This is a genomic window from Psychrobacter sp. SC65A.3 (assembly GCF_025642195.1).
GTDB classification, from domain to species: domain Bacteria; phylum Pseudomonadota; class Gammaproteobacteria; order Pseudomonadales; family Moraxellaceae; genus Psychrobacter; species Psychrobacter cryohalolentis.
The window spans coordinates 1,020,268-1,035,977 of the sequence record NZ_CP106752.1 but is presented as its reverse complement, the minus strand read 5'-3'; the positions used below and the strand labels follow the sequence as shown (position 1 = coordinate 1,035,977).

12 protein-coding genes are annotated in these 15,710 nt (G+C 42.5%); all 12 read right to left on the bottom strand.

The features are described 5' to 3' along the window. Positions 1-54 precede the first annotated feature (54 nt). The 12 genes from rpsA to OEG80_RS04405 all read right to left on the bottom strand — a co-directional run bounded on the left by rpsA (position 55) and on the right by OEG80_RS04405 (position 15,645). Positions 55-1,746, bottom strand: coding sequence for a 30S ribosomal protein S1 (rpsA, locus tag OEG80_RS04460; protein ID WP_201531252.1), 1,692 nt, complete (start codon positions 1,744-1,746; stop codon positions 55-57). A 309-nt stretch (positions 1,747-2,055) separates the two neighbouring features. After that, entirely contained in the window at positions 2,056-2,811 is a 756-nt protein-coding gene (gene cmk, locus OEG80_RS04455) for a (d)CMP kinase (protein ID WP_263241994.1), read from the bottom strand. 177 nt (positions 2,812-2,988) lie between these two features. Then, a complete protein-coding gene (gene tadA, locus OEG80_RS04450; protein WP_263241993.1) occupies positions 2,989-3,582 on the bottom strand; it encodes a tRNA adenosine(34) deaminase TadA in 594 nt (197 codons plus the stop codon). Next, positions 3,583-4,320 carry a uracil-DNA glycosylase gene (locus OEG80_RS04445; RefSeq protein ID WP_263241992.1) on the bottom strand — a complete coding sequence of 246 codons (738 nt, stop codon included), beginning with the start codon at positions 4,318-4,320 and terminating at the stop codon, positions 3,583-3,585. 137 nt (positions 4,321-4,457) lie between these two features. Beyond that, the gene (clpA, locus tag OEG80_RS04440; RefSeq protein ID WP_263241990.1) at positions 4,458-6,995 is read right to left on the bottom strand and encodes an ATP-dependent Clp protease ATP-binding subunit ClpA; all 2,538 of its coding nucleotides are present in this window, start codon (positions 6,993-6,995) and stop codon (positions 4,458-4,460) included. A gap of 521 nt (positions 6,996-7,516) precedes the next feature. Next, the gene (locus OEG80_RS04435; RefSeq protein ID WP_263241989.1) at positions 7,517-7,924 is read right to left on the bottom strand and encodes an ATP-dependent Clp protease adaptor ClpS; all 408 of its coding nucleotides are present in this window, start codon (positions 7,922-7,924) and stop codon (positions 7,517-7,519) included. Positions 7,925-8,051: 127 nt separating this feature from the next. Further along, a complete protein-coding gene (locus tag OEG80_RS04430) occupies positions 8,052-8,936 on the bottom strand; it encodes a hypothetical protein (protein WP_263241988.1) in 885 nt (294 codons plus the stop codon). A 103-nt stretch (positions 8,937-9,039) separates the two neighbouring features. Next, positions 9,040-10,107 carry an N-acetyl-gamma-glutamyl-phosphate reductase gene (argC, locus tag OEG80_RS04425; protein ID WP_263241986.1) on the bottom strand — a complete coding sequence of 356 codons (1,068 nt, stop codon included), beginning with the start codon at positions 10,105-10,107 and terminating at the stop codon, positions 9,040-9,042. Between the two features lie 92 nt (positions 10,108-10,199). Then, positions 10,200-11,336 (bottom strand): uroporphyrinogen decarboxylase, encoded by a 1,137-nt coding sequence (hemE, locus tag OEG80_RS04420; RefSeq protein WP_201531246.1) that lies wholly within the window; start codon positions 11,334-11,336, stop codon positions 10,200-10,202. A 127-nt stretch (positions 11,337-11,463) separates the two neighbouring features. Beyond that, positions 11,464-12,636, bottom strand: a complete 1,173-nt coding sequence (proB, locus tag OEG80_RS04415; RefSeq protein WP_263241983.1) for a glutamate 5-kinase — start codon at positions 12,634-12,636, stop codon at positions 11,464-11,466. Positions 12,637-12,707: 71 nt separating this feature from the next. Next, positions 12,708-13,919, bottom strand: coding sequence for an Obg family GTPase CgtA (cgtA, locus tag OEG80_RS04410; RefSeq protein WP_263241982.1), 1,212 nt, complete (start codon positions 13,917-13,919; stop codon positions 12,708-12,710). Between the two features lie 280 nt (positions 13,920-14,199). Beyond that, positions 14,200-15,645, bottom strand: a complete 1,446-nt coding sequence (locus OEG80_RS04405) for a glyceraldehyde-3-phosphate dehydrogenase (protein ID WP_263241981.1) — start codon at positions 15,643-15,645, stop codon at positions 14,200-14,202. Positions 15,646-15,710 lie beyond the last annotated feature (65 nt).

Genomic DNA, 15,710 nt, shown 5'->3' with positions numbered 1-15,710 from the left:
AAAGCGACCGGAGTCGCTTTCTTTTATAAGATCATAACATTAGCGGTAAATAGCTTACTGCATTTGTTCTTTGATCAAGTCACCAATCGTTTTTGGTTGTGCATCAGAACCAGCAGCAGTACTAGTCGTAGTTGTGCTACTTAACTCTTTAATCGCTTGACGCTCTTCAGCTTCGTCTTTCGCTTTGATAGACAGGCTGATATTACGTGTTTTACGATCAACACTGATGATTTTCGCTTCTACATCATCACCAACAGTTAGATGCTTAGTCGCATCTTCAACGCGGTCACGTTGAATCTCAGAAGCACGTAGATACGCTTCAACTTCATCAGCAAGTTCGATAGTAGCACCTTTAGCGTCTACTTCTTTTACTTTACCATTAACGATAGCACCGCGGTCATTATTGACTAGGTATTCGTTAAATGGATCTGACGTTAATTGTTTCACGCCTAGGCTGATACGATTGGCTTCTGAATCTACAGACAATACCATTGCTTCAACGGTGTCGCCTTTGTTGTAGTTACGGATAGCATCTTCGCCAGTTTCATTCCAAGAAATGTCTGACAAGTGAACTAGACCATCAATACCGCCATCTAGACCGATAAAGATACCGAAGTCAGTGATTGATTTGATCGTACCAGTGATTTTATCGCCGCGCTCATGTTTCTTATCAAACTCATCCCATGGATTGGCTAGAGTTTGCTTGATACCTAAGCTGATACGACGACGTTCTTCGTCGATATCAAGGATCATTACTTCAACTTCATCACCCACTTGAACAACTTTCGACGGATGGATGTTTTTGTTGGTATGATCCATCTCTGATACGTGTACTAGACCTTCAATACCTTCAGAGATTTCAGCGAAACAACCATAATCAGTTAAGTTGGTTACGCGAGCTTTCACAACTGCACCTACTGGATAAGTACCGCCAACGTTATCCCAAGGATCAGTACCTAGTTGTTTTAGACCTAGGCTAACGCGATTGCGCTCACGGTCAAATTTAAGTACTTTAACTTTAAGATCTTGACCAACTTCAACAACCTCAGATGGGTGCTTAATACGGCGCCATGCCATATCAGTGATGTGCAATAGACCATCAATACCACCAAGATCAACGAATGCACCGTAATCAGTTAGGTTCTTAACGATACCTTCGATTTCGATACCTTCTTCAAGCTTGTTCAATAGCTCTTCGCGCTCAGCTGAGTTTTCAGCTTCCATAACGGCACGGCGACTAACGACAACGTTGTTACGTTTTTGATCAAGTTTGATAACTTTAAATTCTAACTCTTTACCTTCTAGATGCGTCGTATCACGGATAGGACGTACATCTACCAATGAACCTGGCAAGAAAGCGCGTACTGAACCGATATCTACAGTAAAGCCGCCTTTTACTTTGCTAGAAATAATACCTTTTACAATCTCATCATTGTCAGAGATTTTTTCAAGGAAATTCCAAGTTTCAACGCGTTTGGCTTTTTCACGTGACAGTAAGGTTTGACCCATGCCGTTATCAACCGCTTCAACCACTACGTCTACCGTATCGCCAACTTCAACTTCAAGTTCGCCTTCTTCGCTTAAAAACTCTTCACGAGCGACGATACCTTCAGATTTTAGACCCGTATCAACAGTGATCCAGTCGTTATCGATGGCGACAACAGTACCGGTGATAACCGAGCCACGCTCGATATCCAGACCTGTTTCTTCGATGCTCGCTTCAAATAGTTCAGCAAATGATTCCATTATGTCTACCTTTGTATAGCCGTATCCTGTCCAGCACAGTACGGATCAAATTTATGACTGTATAAAACGAGAATACTGGTTTTATATCCTATGCAGTCATATATAAAAACGTTTGTTGCTAATAAGCGAATGCGTCAGCAAACTCACTAGCAACAACTGTCTTATATTAAAATGCGTTATATTTTTTAACTTATGTGCCTTAAGCAGTAGATTCTATTATTTTCTAAAGATTATTGGCGTCTACTACTGTAATTTTATACTAAAATCAATCCTATAGGAAACCTTTTCATACTTACTACCTTGTTATTATTAGCTATTGAAGCAAATACCTTTAACCTGACAATATTGTTTTACTTGCTCATAAACCGCATCAGCATCTAAATTGGAGCTGTCTAATAGTAGCGCATCTGCTGCAGGCTTTGATGGTGCCGTTGTACGGTTTTCATCACGATCATCACGGGCTTTAATCGTCGCTAGAATCGCTTCAAAATCTGCTATTTGACCAGCATTTAGTAGCTGTGTTACACGGCGCTCGGCACGCGCTTCAGCACTGGCAGTCAAAAATACCTTGACGTCAGCGTCTGGAAACACGACTGTACCCATATCACGACCATCCGCAACCAATCCTGAACGAGTTGCCATATCTTGTTGCAGCGTTAGCAATGCTCGACGAACTTTTGGAAATACTGCTATCTGTGATGCGTAACCGCCAACCGTTTCATTACGAACTTGCTCACCTACTGCATCACCATTCACGATAATATCGACACGTCCTGATGCATTGTTGGGTACAAAGGCAATCTCTAAGCTTTGAGTTAACGCTAATACAGCCATCTCATCAATGGTTTGGCTTGCATCAGCAGTAATCAATCCAGCTTCAAACGCCTTAAGTCCAACGATACGATATAACGCACCTGAATCAAGTAGCTGATACCCTAAAGCTTGTGCTAAGCGCCATGTAACTGTGCCTTTACCTGCGCCACTTGGCCCATCAATACAAATAACAGGATAACGCAATGAGGGCTTCTCACTGTTAGTAATCGCATTAGGGTTGGCAACAGTCATAATACTCACTTAAAGTCGGCAATTTCTACAACCACATAAATAATCATAAAAGTATAAATAAGGCATTTTTCACTTACTTATCAAAGCATTATAAGGAAATCACTCTATTAACAAGTAAATAGGGCGATATTATAGCAAACAAAGCGACCTATCACTAGCAGCAAGAACCATATCTTGTTAATCGCTTATCTTGCGATTGGCTTTTGCCACTTTTCTACGCTGCCGAAAAAAATCTTTGAGCATCTGGCTGCTGTGCTCACGGCACAAGCCTGCATCGACTTGCATACGATGATTATAAAAAGGCTGTTCAGCCAAGTTCATTTGACTACCAAGCATCCCTGCTCTCGGCTCATGCGCTGCATATACTAGCCTATCTACACGTGCATGAATCATCGCACCCATGCACATGGTACAGGGTTCTAAAGTCACATATAAGGTCGTCTTTAGGGGCAAACGATAATTCTTTAAGCGTGTACAAGCATCTCTTAACGCTACGATTTCAGCATGAGCCGTCGCATCACAGCGTCCAATCGGCTCATTAAACCCCTGACCAATAATCTGCTGGTTATGTACCAAGACAGCTCCTACTGGCACCTCTTCTTTCTCAGCGCCTTGCTTGGCAAGTTTTAGCGCCTCTGTCATCCACTTAATATCCTCAACTGACCAAAATAGAGCTGTTTTAATCTGCTCACCTGTCAGCGGATTACCATTAGTAAATGGAATATGTATTAGCTGGCAAGGCAATAAATTAGTGTTCAAAAAAATTTTCATTTACTGTGGTAATTGCCAGTCGATAGGCGTTTGACCATATTGCACCAGATAATCATTGGTTTTTGAAAACGGCTTAGAACCAAAAAAACCACCACGATTAGCAGCAAGTGGTGATGGGTGTACTGCCGTCAAAATCAGATGTTTATCAGTATTGATATACTTACCTTTTTTCTGAGCTTTACTGCCCCATAAAATAAAAACAGTATGTTCAGTCTGATCATTAATAACATCAATAACCGTATCAGTGAACTTCTCCCAGCCTTGATTTTGATGACTGTTTGGCTCGCCTTCTCTTACTGTCAAGGAACTATTTAACAATAATACGCCTTGCTGTGCCCAATACGTTAAATCACCATGTGCTGAAGGTTTGATGCCAATATCGTCCGCCATCTCTTTCAATAAATTGTTAAGTGACGGTGGCTTTGGGATAACTTTAGGGACAGAAAAGGATAGCCCCATTGCCTGTCCAGGACGATGATAAGGATCTTGCCCTAAGATAACAACTTTCACCTGTGATAAAGATGTTAAATTAAACGCATTAAATATCAGCTGTGCTGGGGGATAAATACCATCCTCTGACTGATAGGCTTCTTTTAAAAAAGCTCGCAGGCTATCCATATTGTCAGAAGTTAATTCTTCTGACAACGCCTGTTTCCAATCTTCTGGCAAGCGTACATTGTCGAGAATCGCTTGCTTTTGCGCGACTGTTTTTGTGGGTTGTACGTCAAATAATTCCATGATGAATCCTTTTTTATTTGTTATCAGGATGCGTTAAGGTTGATATTAACAAAATATTAGGGTTGCGTTGTCATATATATTAGCAATAAAAAAACGGTTACCGCAGTAACCGTTTTTATCATAGTGCGAAAACTAACCTAACTGGCTAATGATTCGGAGTCTGGACGTGGCTCATGAGTCTCAACGACAGTCAATATAATACGGCTATCCGCTGACCCTTTATCTGACGACTTATCGAGCTTCACAGTATCACCATCTAATGCCTCTGGCTCCAAGGTTAAATGGACAACCCCGCCATTCACTAAATCACCAAATAGAATCATATTTGCCAGAGGCTTTTTGATTTCGTCTTGTATCAGGCGCTGCATTGGACGTGCGCCCATTAAGCGATCATAGCCTTTAGCTGCCAGATAATCACGTACCTCATCATCAATCTCTAAAGTAACTTGCTTATCGTCAAGTTGTACCTGTAGCTCAACCAAGAATTTATCAACCACGGATACAACGACTGAGGTATCAAGCGGATTAAACTGGATAATAGCATCAAGACGGTTACGGAATTCCGGAGTAAACACACGCTTGAGTGATTCTGTATTGTCACGGCTATGATCTTGCTGGGTAAAGCCCATAGAAGATCGACTGATACTCTCAGCACCGACGTTGGTCGTCATAATAACAATGACCTGCTTAAAGATAGCAACCCGACCATTATTATCCGTCAATGTACCGTGATCCATCACTTGTAATAACAAGTTGAAGACATCCGGATGCGCTTTTTCGATCTCATCAAACAATAACACACAATGCGGATGCTGATTGATTTTTTCAGTCAATAGACCACCTTGATCATAACCCACATAACCTGGAGGCGCACCAATCAAACGTGAAGCGGTATGTGCTTCCATGTACTCTGACATATCAAAGCGCACCAGCTCAACACCCAACAGATTTGCTAATTGACGAGAAACTTCCGTTTTACCAACCCCTGTCGGACCAGCAAACATGAATGAGCCGATAGGCTTATCTGGTGCTTTCAGACCAGCACGAGACAGCTTAATCGCATCTGCTAGAGTCGCAATCGCTTCATCTTGCCCAAATACCAGATGCTTAAGATCACGATCTAGATGCTGAAGAATACTCTTATCATCACTAGATACTGACTTGGGCGGAATACGTGCAAGCTTGGCAACAATCGCTTCGATATCTGCTACATCAATTTTTATCGGAGCGCGCTTCCCTTTTGCTTTCTTATCAACAGACGATTTTGCACGATCATTGGCTTTCGCAACATCTGCCTCATCCTGCATTTCGTTATCACTATAAGTATCACTGTCGAGACCGTCAATATCAGCCTCAATCTGTGCATCAAACTCTTGCTCTATATCAGCAATAAAACTTTCTTCCGCTTCTATATCGTCTGCATCAGCCACGACCCCTAAACGCTTATAAGCGCCAGCCTCATCAATAACATCAATGGCCTTGTCCGGCAAAAAACGCTCATGGATATGTTTCGCTGATAATTGAACGGCAGTAACCAGTGCTTCATCAGTATAGACAACATTATGGAACTCTTCGTACCGCGGTTTAAGACCACGCAAAATATCAATCGTATCATCAACACTTGGCTCTTTCACGTCGATCTTTTGGAAGCGACGCGATAAGGCATGGTCTTTTTCAAACACTTGACGGTATTCAGTAAAAGTGGTTGAACCGATACAACGCAGTTCACCATTGGCAAGTGCTGGTTTAATCAGGTTGGACACATCCATATTACTGCTCATTGATGAGCCAGCGCCAATAATCATATGAATCTCATCAATAAACAAGATAGCATTGGGTTTTTTCTTTAATGCATCTAATAGCGATTTCATACGTTTTTCAAAATCGCCGCGATATTTAGTACCTGCGATCAATGAGCCAATATCAAGACTATAAATCACGCAACCATTGAGTGGTTTCGGGGCTTTATCATTGATAATCAACCACGCCAACCCTTCAGCAATAGAGGTTTTACCAACACCCGGCTCACCGACCAATAGTGGATTATTTTTGCGGCGGCGACACAAAACTTGCGCGGCGCGTTCAATCTCAGGACCTCGCCCAATCAATGGATCTGTTTTACCTTCAGCAGCACGCTGATTTAAATTGGTCGCAAACTCAACCAATGGATCTTTACTGGTTTTTTCTGAGGCACTACTACGGCGCTCACCCGTCATAGAAGCACGTGGCTCAGATGGCTCATCTTTATCTTGACCATGTGATAGATACTGAGTCAGCTCAAGACGACTGATGCCCTGTTTTTTGAGCAAATAAACCGCATAAGTATCATGTTCTGAAAACATCGACACCAGAATATCCGACCCTTCAACCAAACGACCGCCACCAATAGACTGCACATGAAAAATTGCCCGTTGTAGAATACGATCAAAGCTTTGGGTCGGCTGCGGGGATTGCTCAGTATCAGGATCGACCGTTGGAGTATGCTTATTAATATAAGCCTCAAGCTCAGTACGTAGTGCTGAGACATTTGCATTACAGGCCGTCAATGTGTTGGCAGCGTGCGTATTTTCTAAGAGTGCCAGTAAAAGATGTTCAACAGTGAGATACTCATGCGATTTTTGGCGCGCAAGTGTCATTGCTAAACGCAAAGAAACTTCAAGATGACGACTTAACATAACGACTTCCTACGGTTATACCTATCTTTATAATTGATAGCTTTATGAATGAGTTAGTAAGTAAATCAGGGCGGTAGATGGATTGTTCAAGGGCAATATGCGTATTATTAAATGACGCTGTTAAATAATGGCTTCTATGGCTTGGCTATGATCCTCACTTGTCTTTATCTCAACATGATACTCAGATATAGTCAATCTATTAACACATACTAAAATGTATCGAAGTGTCCCTAGACCATTTTTCAATGATAATATTCATTCAACAATAATAGAGCGCATGTACTAAAGCTACAGACAATTCAAGAATTTGAATAATGCAAAAAGAGAATAAAGACACGCAGTAATGAGAAAAGCGGTTATATAAGAAAGTCTAAGCTAGTTTAAAAAAGAGAGGTGCAGAGCAAGCTTGTGCTTAAATAAACTTGCTCTAAAAACAATAGAAGAATATATTTTATGGAAAATATTAAAGATATATAGTGAGTTGAACATAAACACACGTCATCAAGAATTAGAGTAAGGCTTTACTCGCCTTGATGCGGTTCGATTTGGGTCAATAATGGATAGCCTTCACGATGTGCCAGACTGTTAACTTTTTTGGCCTTGGTCTCAGCAATGTCTTTAGGATAAATACCAGCAATACCTTTGCTGCTATTATGAATCGTCAACATAATCTCAACGGCCGAATCCATACTATGACGGAATTCAGACTGTAAAATATAGACGACAAATTCCATCGGCGTGTAATTGTCATTATACATCACCACAGCATACATAGGCGGCTTGGCTACTTCCGGCTCTGCTACCAATACATCAGCCTGCGGGGCTGTTTCACCTTCAGGCTCACCCACTTGCGCAAGACGCATGGGTATATGTGGAAAGTGCCAATCTGATGTGATTGGCGTCGCTTTTGCTATCGTTTGTTTTATCATAATTAGAATACAGATGAATCAGTAGGTTTAATGAATGGTTATCTTTAAGAGACTATAAAATCTTTAAAAATAAGGGGTAACACTAGATATCTGGCTAGCAGCTACGACAACTAATGCTCCATAAGACTTAAGGCTCAATAGGACTTTCATCGACGTCTGGCAAATCTAACAGTGATAATGGCATATTGTCAACTTTAGCACCAAGCTTCCAATCATACAGCTGCTCGACTTCTTGACCAGCGGCTTTCAGATTTAGCTTGATTTGCAATGGCTTGAAACCCGCTGGCATTGTAAAGCGACCACGTATACGCGTCACGCCTTCAATCGTGTAGCTGACGGGCTCTAATGGCACTTCTACAAAATCATCATCATCAAGCAAAGTCAGCGTTGGATTCAAACGTTTGGCTTTACCATCACTTGCGAGCATACCTATATCGAAACCATATTCAAAGGCATTTTCAGGTAAGGGCTCAATCTTTGCACCTAGTATCTGTAAAGGCATGCCGCCCTTCTCACTCACAATCTCAGCATAGAGGTCATTGAGCTGCGCTACCTGTCTATTTTCAACCATGATGGCTTGCTGATTTTCGCGTAACTCTTTTAAGTTTGCCAAACTTATTTCTAATTCTTGTTTAGAAGTAGCAACTTCATTGGTCGCTATTTTATGACTGACGCGCAAATCTTTTAGCTCTTGGAGCGACTCTTTACTGGTAATGACTGCTTGCTGGGTTTCATTTTGCATTGAATAATAGCCACGTTGATAACCAAGTTTGTGACCAAATACTAATGCAACAACTGCTGTCACCAATATCGCAATCACAAATAACGCTAACACCAATGTGGAAGCGCCCTGCTGCGAGCGAGCAATGCTGTAATGCTTCATAACACTACGCTGAGTTTCAGTATTCAGAGATGAACAATGTAAGCTACGCTCCAATTTATACGAAACAGAGTCTTGGCACGATGGGCGTGCTGGCGGTGAGCAAAAGCGTAGTACACTCTTAAAACGCATTTAGGCAGTATCTCTTAACAGGAAAGGCAAGTTATTATAGCGGAATTTATAATCAATACCTAGTATCATAAATGAGGATAATTTAATCATAAGTAAACATCTGTTAAGGAATGATGGGCGCAAAATTTAAACCAAGAGACTCATCAAGTCCAAACATGACATTCATGTTTTGCACTGCTTGCCCAGCTGCCCCTTTGACTAAATTGTCTTGTACGACAATGACAGTTAATTCGGCACGCTCATTGTCTTGATGAACAGCAATACGTAAGCGATTGCTGGCACGTACACTACGGGTATCGGGATACAGCCCTTTTGGCATGACATCTATAAATTGTTCTGATGCATAGCTTTGCTCAAATACTTGTTGCCAATCCACTAAAGCACCTGCATCGGTCAGCTCCATATGAATAGAGCTCAACATACCGCGTATCATCGGTACCAGATGCGGCAAAAAACGAATACGATGGTTAAACTGACTGTCTAGTAATTGGGCAACACCTTGCTCAATCTCTGGCAAATGGCGATGACCTTCAACGCTATATGCTTTAAAATTGTCTGTGCTTTCTGCATAATTCAGTGCAAGACTGGCTTGGCGACCAGCGCCAGAAACACCAGATTTGGCATCGATAACAATGCGTGATTCAATCAAAGCTACTGCCTGCTGATTCTGCAAATCTATAATGGGTTTTAAGCCTAAGATAGCTGTAGTCGGATAGCAACCTGGGTTACCAACCACCAATGCCTCAGCAATTTTGGCACGATTGACTTCAGGCAAGCCGTAAACGGCTGTTTTTAGTAGGTCAGGACAAGCGTGTGGTTGTTGATACCAGTGTTCAAACTCGCTCAATGACTGCAAACGAAAATCTGCCGCCAAATCAATGACTTTTACCCCAGCTTGAGTCAAAGCCTCTGCTTGCTTCATTGCAACGCCATGCGGCGTGGCAAAAAATACCACATCGCACTGTTGTAGTGTCGCTAGCGTCTCGTCCCCTAGATCACTAAACACAATATCTGAGATACCGCGTAAACTTGGGAATATCTCATCAGCGCGAGTGCCCGCTTCACTACGGGAGGTCAACAAATCAATAGACACTTTAGGATGGGCAGATAATAGACGTATCAACTCAATACCTGTATAACCTGTGCCACCGACAATCGCTGCTGAAATCATAAGATATCCTTTTCTGCTACTTTACTATTACTTAATAAATATGAGATATAAACTCAGTCAAATAACTAAGAACATATCTCAAATCGTACTTTTTAGATTTTATAATCATGTACTGCATCGATGAACACTTTGGCATTGTCAGGATTAACCCACTGGGTAATGCCATGACCTAGGTTTGCCACATAACCGGTCTTTTCACCATTGGCATAAGCACTATCGAGCATCGCATTGACTTCAGCACGGATAGTTGCTGGAGAGCCGTACAAAGTTGCTGGGTCTAAATTACCCTGAATGGCTTTGCTACTTTGTAGTTTTTTATGGTGCTTCGTTAACTGACGCTGACTTTCGGTCAAAACTTGACGGGCACGATCAATCGGCATCGTCCAGTCTAGACCCAACGCATCCGCCTCACTATCTGCTTGCACATCAAGCCATAGCCCGCCGCCTTTAGTAAATAATACTACCGGTATTTCAGGATGACGTACCTTTAGCTCAGCGACAATACGCTTATTATAAGCATGCGAGAAATCAATGAATTGACGATGACCCAGCGCGCCGCCCCAACTATCAAATATTTGTAGTATCTGTGCGCCTGCCATGACTTGCGCATCGAGGTAATCAATCACTGATGTCGCCAATTTATCTAATAACTGATGTAAAAACTCAGGATTGCTATACAAAAAGCCTTTAGTATAGCGATAATCTTTGGAGCTACCACCTTCAATCATATAAGTGGCTAGTGTCCAAGGACTACCAGAAAAGCCAAATAACGGCACTTGCCCATTGAGCGCAGTACGAATACTGGTTACCGCACGCATGACATAGTCAAGAGAATCATTGACATCGAGCACAGGCAATCTATCTAAATCAGCTTGCTGGCGAATAGGATGTTTAAACTTAGGACCTTCACCTGCTTCGAAATATAGACCCAATCCCATCGCATCAGGAATGGTTAATATATCACTGAACAAAATAGCCGCGTCTAAATCATAACGACGTAATGGCTGTAAGGTGACTTCTGTCGCACGCGCGGTATCTTTACACAGGCTCATAAAATCACCTGCTTCAGCACGGGTCGCTTTATACTCTGGTAAATAACGACCAGCTTGACGCATCATCCAGACAGGTGTGGTATCGATCGGCTCAAAACGAAGTGCTCGTAGCAATCTATCATTTTTCAAAGGCGCAAATTTTTGCTCGAGCGAATTATTATTGTCTGAAGCACTCATGTACAAATCTCCAAAACAGCACTATATGTCACCAAAGCGCATATAACACTGGATAAATTACGTTAAAGGAAAGAATAGCAAAGCGCTTATTATCAAGATATTTATAGCTCTATAGATATTAATTTTTTTACATCGTCAATGCTAAGTTATCACGGTGTACCATGACGACACGTTCTTCATTATTACCAAGGATACGATCGAACTGCTCAGTACGCTCACGAGCAACGCGGCAGGCATCGCGAGAAGAAAAGTTGACTTGACCAACGGCGATACGCTCACCAGTATCCTGATGGACGATTTCGACCACATCGCCTTCATCAAAATCCCCACGAACTTCAGACACGCCAACTGGCAACAAGCTTTTTTGATGCTCAACTACCGCTTTTGCTGCACCTGCGTCAACAATTAAAGAGCCCGACATACGCAAATGCGCGGCAAGCCACTGTTTGCGAGCAATGATTTTGTCTTGATCATTGGTGGTCAATAAGGTACCGACTGCTTCGCCTGATACTACTCGAGTGATCACATTATCAATAGCGCCACTCACAATCACCGTCGGACAGCCACCCATAGCAGCAAGACGACCAGCACGAATTTTGGTTAACATACCACCACGACCCAACTTGCCACCATCACCTGCAATATCAAATAAATAATCAGCCATCGCACGCTCTTGACGGATCATTCTGGCATTAGGGTTGTTGCGTGGATTGTCAGTAAAGACACCTTCTTGATCAGTTAAGATAATGTACAAGTCGGCATTAACCATCGCCGCTGCCATCGCCCCCAGAGTATCGTTGTCACCAAACTTAATCTCATCAATAGTAATGGTATCATTTTCATTAATGACCGGCAGCACACGCCATTCTAGTAGCTGCGTAAGCGCACCAGTAGTATTAAGATAGCGACTACGGTTAGACAAATCATCATGCGTTAGTAGCAACTGTGAGCTTTGAATACCGTGCTGAATCAATGCTGACCACCAGGTTTCAATCAAACCCATCTGTCCGACAGATGCACAGGCTTGTAATGCCGCCAGTTTTTTAGGACGCTCCTCAAGATTCATACGCACCACCCCTTCAGCAACAGCACCTGAAGATACGAGCAGCACCTCTACGCCTTGCTTATGGAGTTGCGCGATCTGCTTTGCCCATTCGTAAATGGCAGTTCGATCAAGCCCTCGACCATTATTGGTTAATAACGATGAGCCAATCTTGACAATAACGCGCTGAATATCAAAGTTACGAGCTTGCTCAACAAACCTTGCTTCTTCTATCGTGTTCTCTATGCCAACTGCCATATAAACTCCTGTTGCTATGGTAAATTAATCATGGGGATACATCTAAAAAATATGTGCAAAGACCAATCACATTAAGGGGCGTAAACTACTTCGACGCCATCATCATCGTTATCATCAAAATCGTCATCCGATAAATCCGTACCTTCACGCGCCGCTTTACGAGCAGCACGATACGCTTCACGCTGAGCTTCCGTATTTAGACGAACTTCTGCCTCTAGACGCTCAAATCGTGCTTTTTGTGCATCAGCAAAGATAGGATCTTCGATTTCACGTTCGCGTTCGCGTTCAATCTCATTCATCAAGTGGTACTTAATGGCATCAACGCCTTCACCTGTTAGAGTGGCGGTACGGAAAACGATACCTGTCCAGCCAAGCTCTGCCACAATATGTGTACAAAGCTCATTTAACTCTTCTTCAGGCACTTGATCGATTTTGTTTAATACCAAAATCTGTGGCAAATTGGCCAGTTCAGGTGAAAAGCGCTCAAGCTCATTTAAGATAACGCGAGCGTTTTCGACCGGGTCGCTGCCATCGATAGGCTTGATATCAACCAAGTGTAACAGACGACGCGTACGAGCGACATGCTTTAAAAAGCGAATACCAAGTCCAGCACCTTCTGAGGCACCTTCGATCAAGCCTGGAATATCGGCCATAACAAAAGAGCGATGACGACCAATATCAACCACACCCAGATTAGGAACCAGCGTGGTAAATGGATAGTCAGCTACTTTTGGTCTAGCAGCAGAGACTTGGCGGATAAAGGTCGATTTTCCTGCGTTAGGTAAACCAATTAAGCCAACATCAGCCACTACTTTTAGCTCAAACTTAAGAACTTTTAGCTCACCTTCAAAACCTGACGTCGCTTTACGCGGCGCTTGGTTGGTAGAGCTTTTGAAATGGGTATTACCCAAACCACCATCGCCGCCTTTGGCAATCAATAAAGTCTGACCAATTTCAATCAAATCACCCAACACTTCATCTGTCTCGGTATCAACGACCGTCGTACCAATAGGCACTGGTAAGAAAAGATCATCAGAGCCTTTGCCTGAACAGTTTCTACTATGACCGTTCTCAGCACGCATAGCGTCATGACGACGGGTATAACGATAGTCAACTAGGGTGTTGGTATTATCCTCTGCAATGACATAAACATCGCCGCCCTTGCCACCATCACCACCATCAGGACCACCGCGCGGGACATATTTTTCTCGGCGAAAACTGGCGATTCCGTTACCACCGTCACCTGCTTTTACCGTTACGACGGCTTCATCAATAAATCGCATCTTACTTTCCTTTATTTACACTCTAGTTTATAAGCTTAATGACAGTCATAGACTGCTTCTTTTGCCTATAGTTATCTTTTAAAAAAATGGCAAACTTTCGTCAATATTGCTCTACATCATTGCTTTATTCATGACAATAACACCCGATGACCAATCGGACTATCGGGTGCTGTAGATATTACCGCTAAAACCATATCCGTTTGTTTATATAACTAATGACCATCGCTCTACTCTTTGAATCAAAGCATTATGACCGAGTCATTGCTGCTATACAAACGTATTAAGCTGGAATCTGCGCATAACTGATACCTGCCATTTGCGTTGCCAAACGTAATACTTGCGTGCTATAACCCACTTCATTGTCATACCAGATATAAACGATAGCATGATTATCCGTCAAAATAGTCGCTTGGGCATCAACGATACCTACATGTGTATCACCGACAAAATCCGTTGATACCGCTTCTGTAGAATCCGTATAAGCAATTTGTGTCTGCCACTGGCTACTATTTGAAATTTTGCGCATAAACTCATTTAACGCATCAGCACTAGCTGGCGCAGTTTTAAGATTTAAATTCAAAATCGCTAAGCTAACATTTGGCGTTGGCACACGAATGGCATTACCCGTCAATTTACCGCTCAGCTCTGGTAATGCTTTACCAACTGCCTTTGCTGCACCAGTACTAGTGATAACCATGTTCAATACGGCACTACGACCACGGCGATCCGCTTTATGATAATTATCAATCAAATTTTGATCATTGGTAAACGAGTGAATGGTTTCAACGTGACCATTTTCGATACCATATTCATCATTTAATACTTTTAACGTCGGGGTAATTGCGTTAGTAGTACAGCTCGCCGCACTAACGATAGTGTCATCGCCGACCATATCGTTATTTACGCCATATACGACGTTTTTAATCTCGCCGCCAGCAGGTGCCGTTAATAGCACTTTTTTCACACCAGTCGATTGTAGATGCTTACCAAGACCGGCTTCATCTTTCCAGATACCCGTATTATCAATGACCAATGCATCGTTAATACCGTAAACTGTATAATCAATCTCGCTTGGGTCTTTGGCGTAGATAACTTGCACAAAGCGACCATTAATGATCAAACCATTGTTTTCATCATCAACAATCACGCCGCCTGCAAAACTACCATGAATCGAATCGCGCTCTAGCAATGACGCACGCTTAGCCAAGTCGCCTGCTGCTGCGGGACGTACTACGATGGCTTTTAGCTGCATACCTTTCGCACTTGACGCTTGCGATAACAATAAACGAGTTAGGATACGACCGATACGACCAAAACCATATAGCACCACATCTGCTGCGCCATTGATAGCCGCTTTAGTATTATCAACAGACTGTAATGCCGATTGGATATCACTGTCATTAGCGATTAGCTGACCAACATCAATACGGACGGCTGGCAGGTTTTTATTCTCTGCTAACACTTTAACCATCGCTAAAGTATCAGCGATATCAATCGCATGAGCACCTTGATCACGCAAAGCAACTTTTTGATGCAGCGCCAATATTTGACCCACGGAATTGCTATCTAGCGTATCACCGAATAAAGTCACTTGCACATCTTGCTCATTGTAGAGCTTGTTCAATAGCCCCATGAGCTCAATCGCTTGTTGCTCTTGGGTGTTATAGTTGCTCAAATGGTCTTGATGTAATTGGCGTAAGGTATCAGCGTTACTCACGAGAAACATCCTTATGGTCAGTATTGGGGAATCAGTAAAATAGGAAGAAATATTATTGAATAGGGTATATACAG

Excerpts from the sequence above, each read along its gene's own strand:
- rpsA (WP_201531252.1), bottom strand. The coding sequence starts at position 1,746 with ATGGAATCATTTGCTGAACTATTTGAAGCGAGCATCGAAGAAACAGGT.
- cmk (WP_263241994.1), bottom strand. The coding sequence starts at position 2,811 with ATGACTGTTGCCAACCCTAATGCGATTACTAACAGTGAGAAGCCCTCA.
- tadA (WP_263241993.1), bottom strand. The coding sequence starts at position 3,582 with ATGAAAATTTTTTTGAACACTAATTTATTGCCTTGCCAGCTAATACAT.
- OEG80_RS04445 (WP_263241992.1), bottom strand. The coding sequence starts at position 4,320 with ATGGAATTATTTGACGTACAACCCACAAAAACAGTCGCGCAAAAGCAA.
- clpA (WP_263241990.1), bottom strand. The coding sequence starts at position 6,995 with ATGTTAAGTCGTCATCTTGAAGTTTCTTTGCGTTTAGCAATGACACTT.
- OEG80_RS04435 (WP_263241989.1), bottom strand. The coding sequence starts at position 7,924 with ATGATAAAACAAACGATAGCAAAAGCGACGCCAATCACATCAGATTGG.
- OEG80_RS04430 (WP_263241988.1), bottom strand. The coding sequence starts at position 8,936 with ATGCGTTTTAAGAGTGTACTACGCTTTTGCTCACCGCCAGCACGCCCA.
- argC (WP_263241986.1), bottom strand. The coding sequence starts at position 10,107 with ATGATTTCAGCAGCGATTGTCGGTGGCACAGGTTATACAGGTATTGAG.
- hemE (WP_201531246.1), bottom strand. The coding sequence starts at position 11,336 with ATGAGTGCTTCAGACAATAATAATTCGCTCGAGCAAAAATTTGCGCCT.
- proB (WP_263241983.1), bottom strand. The coding sequence starts at position 12,636 with ATGGCAGTTGGCATAGAGAACACGATAGAAGAAGCAAGGTTTGTTGAG.
- cgtA (WP_263241982.1), bottom strand. The coding sequence starts at position 13,919 with ATGCGATTTATTGATGAAGCCGTCGTAACGGTAAAAGCAGGTGACGGT.
- OEG80_RS04405 (WP_263241981.1), bottom strand. The coding sequence starts at position 15,645 with ATGTTTCTCGTGAGTAACGCTGATACCTTACGCCAATTACATCAAGAC.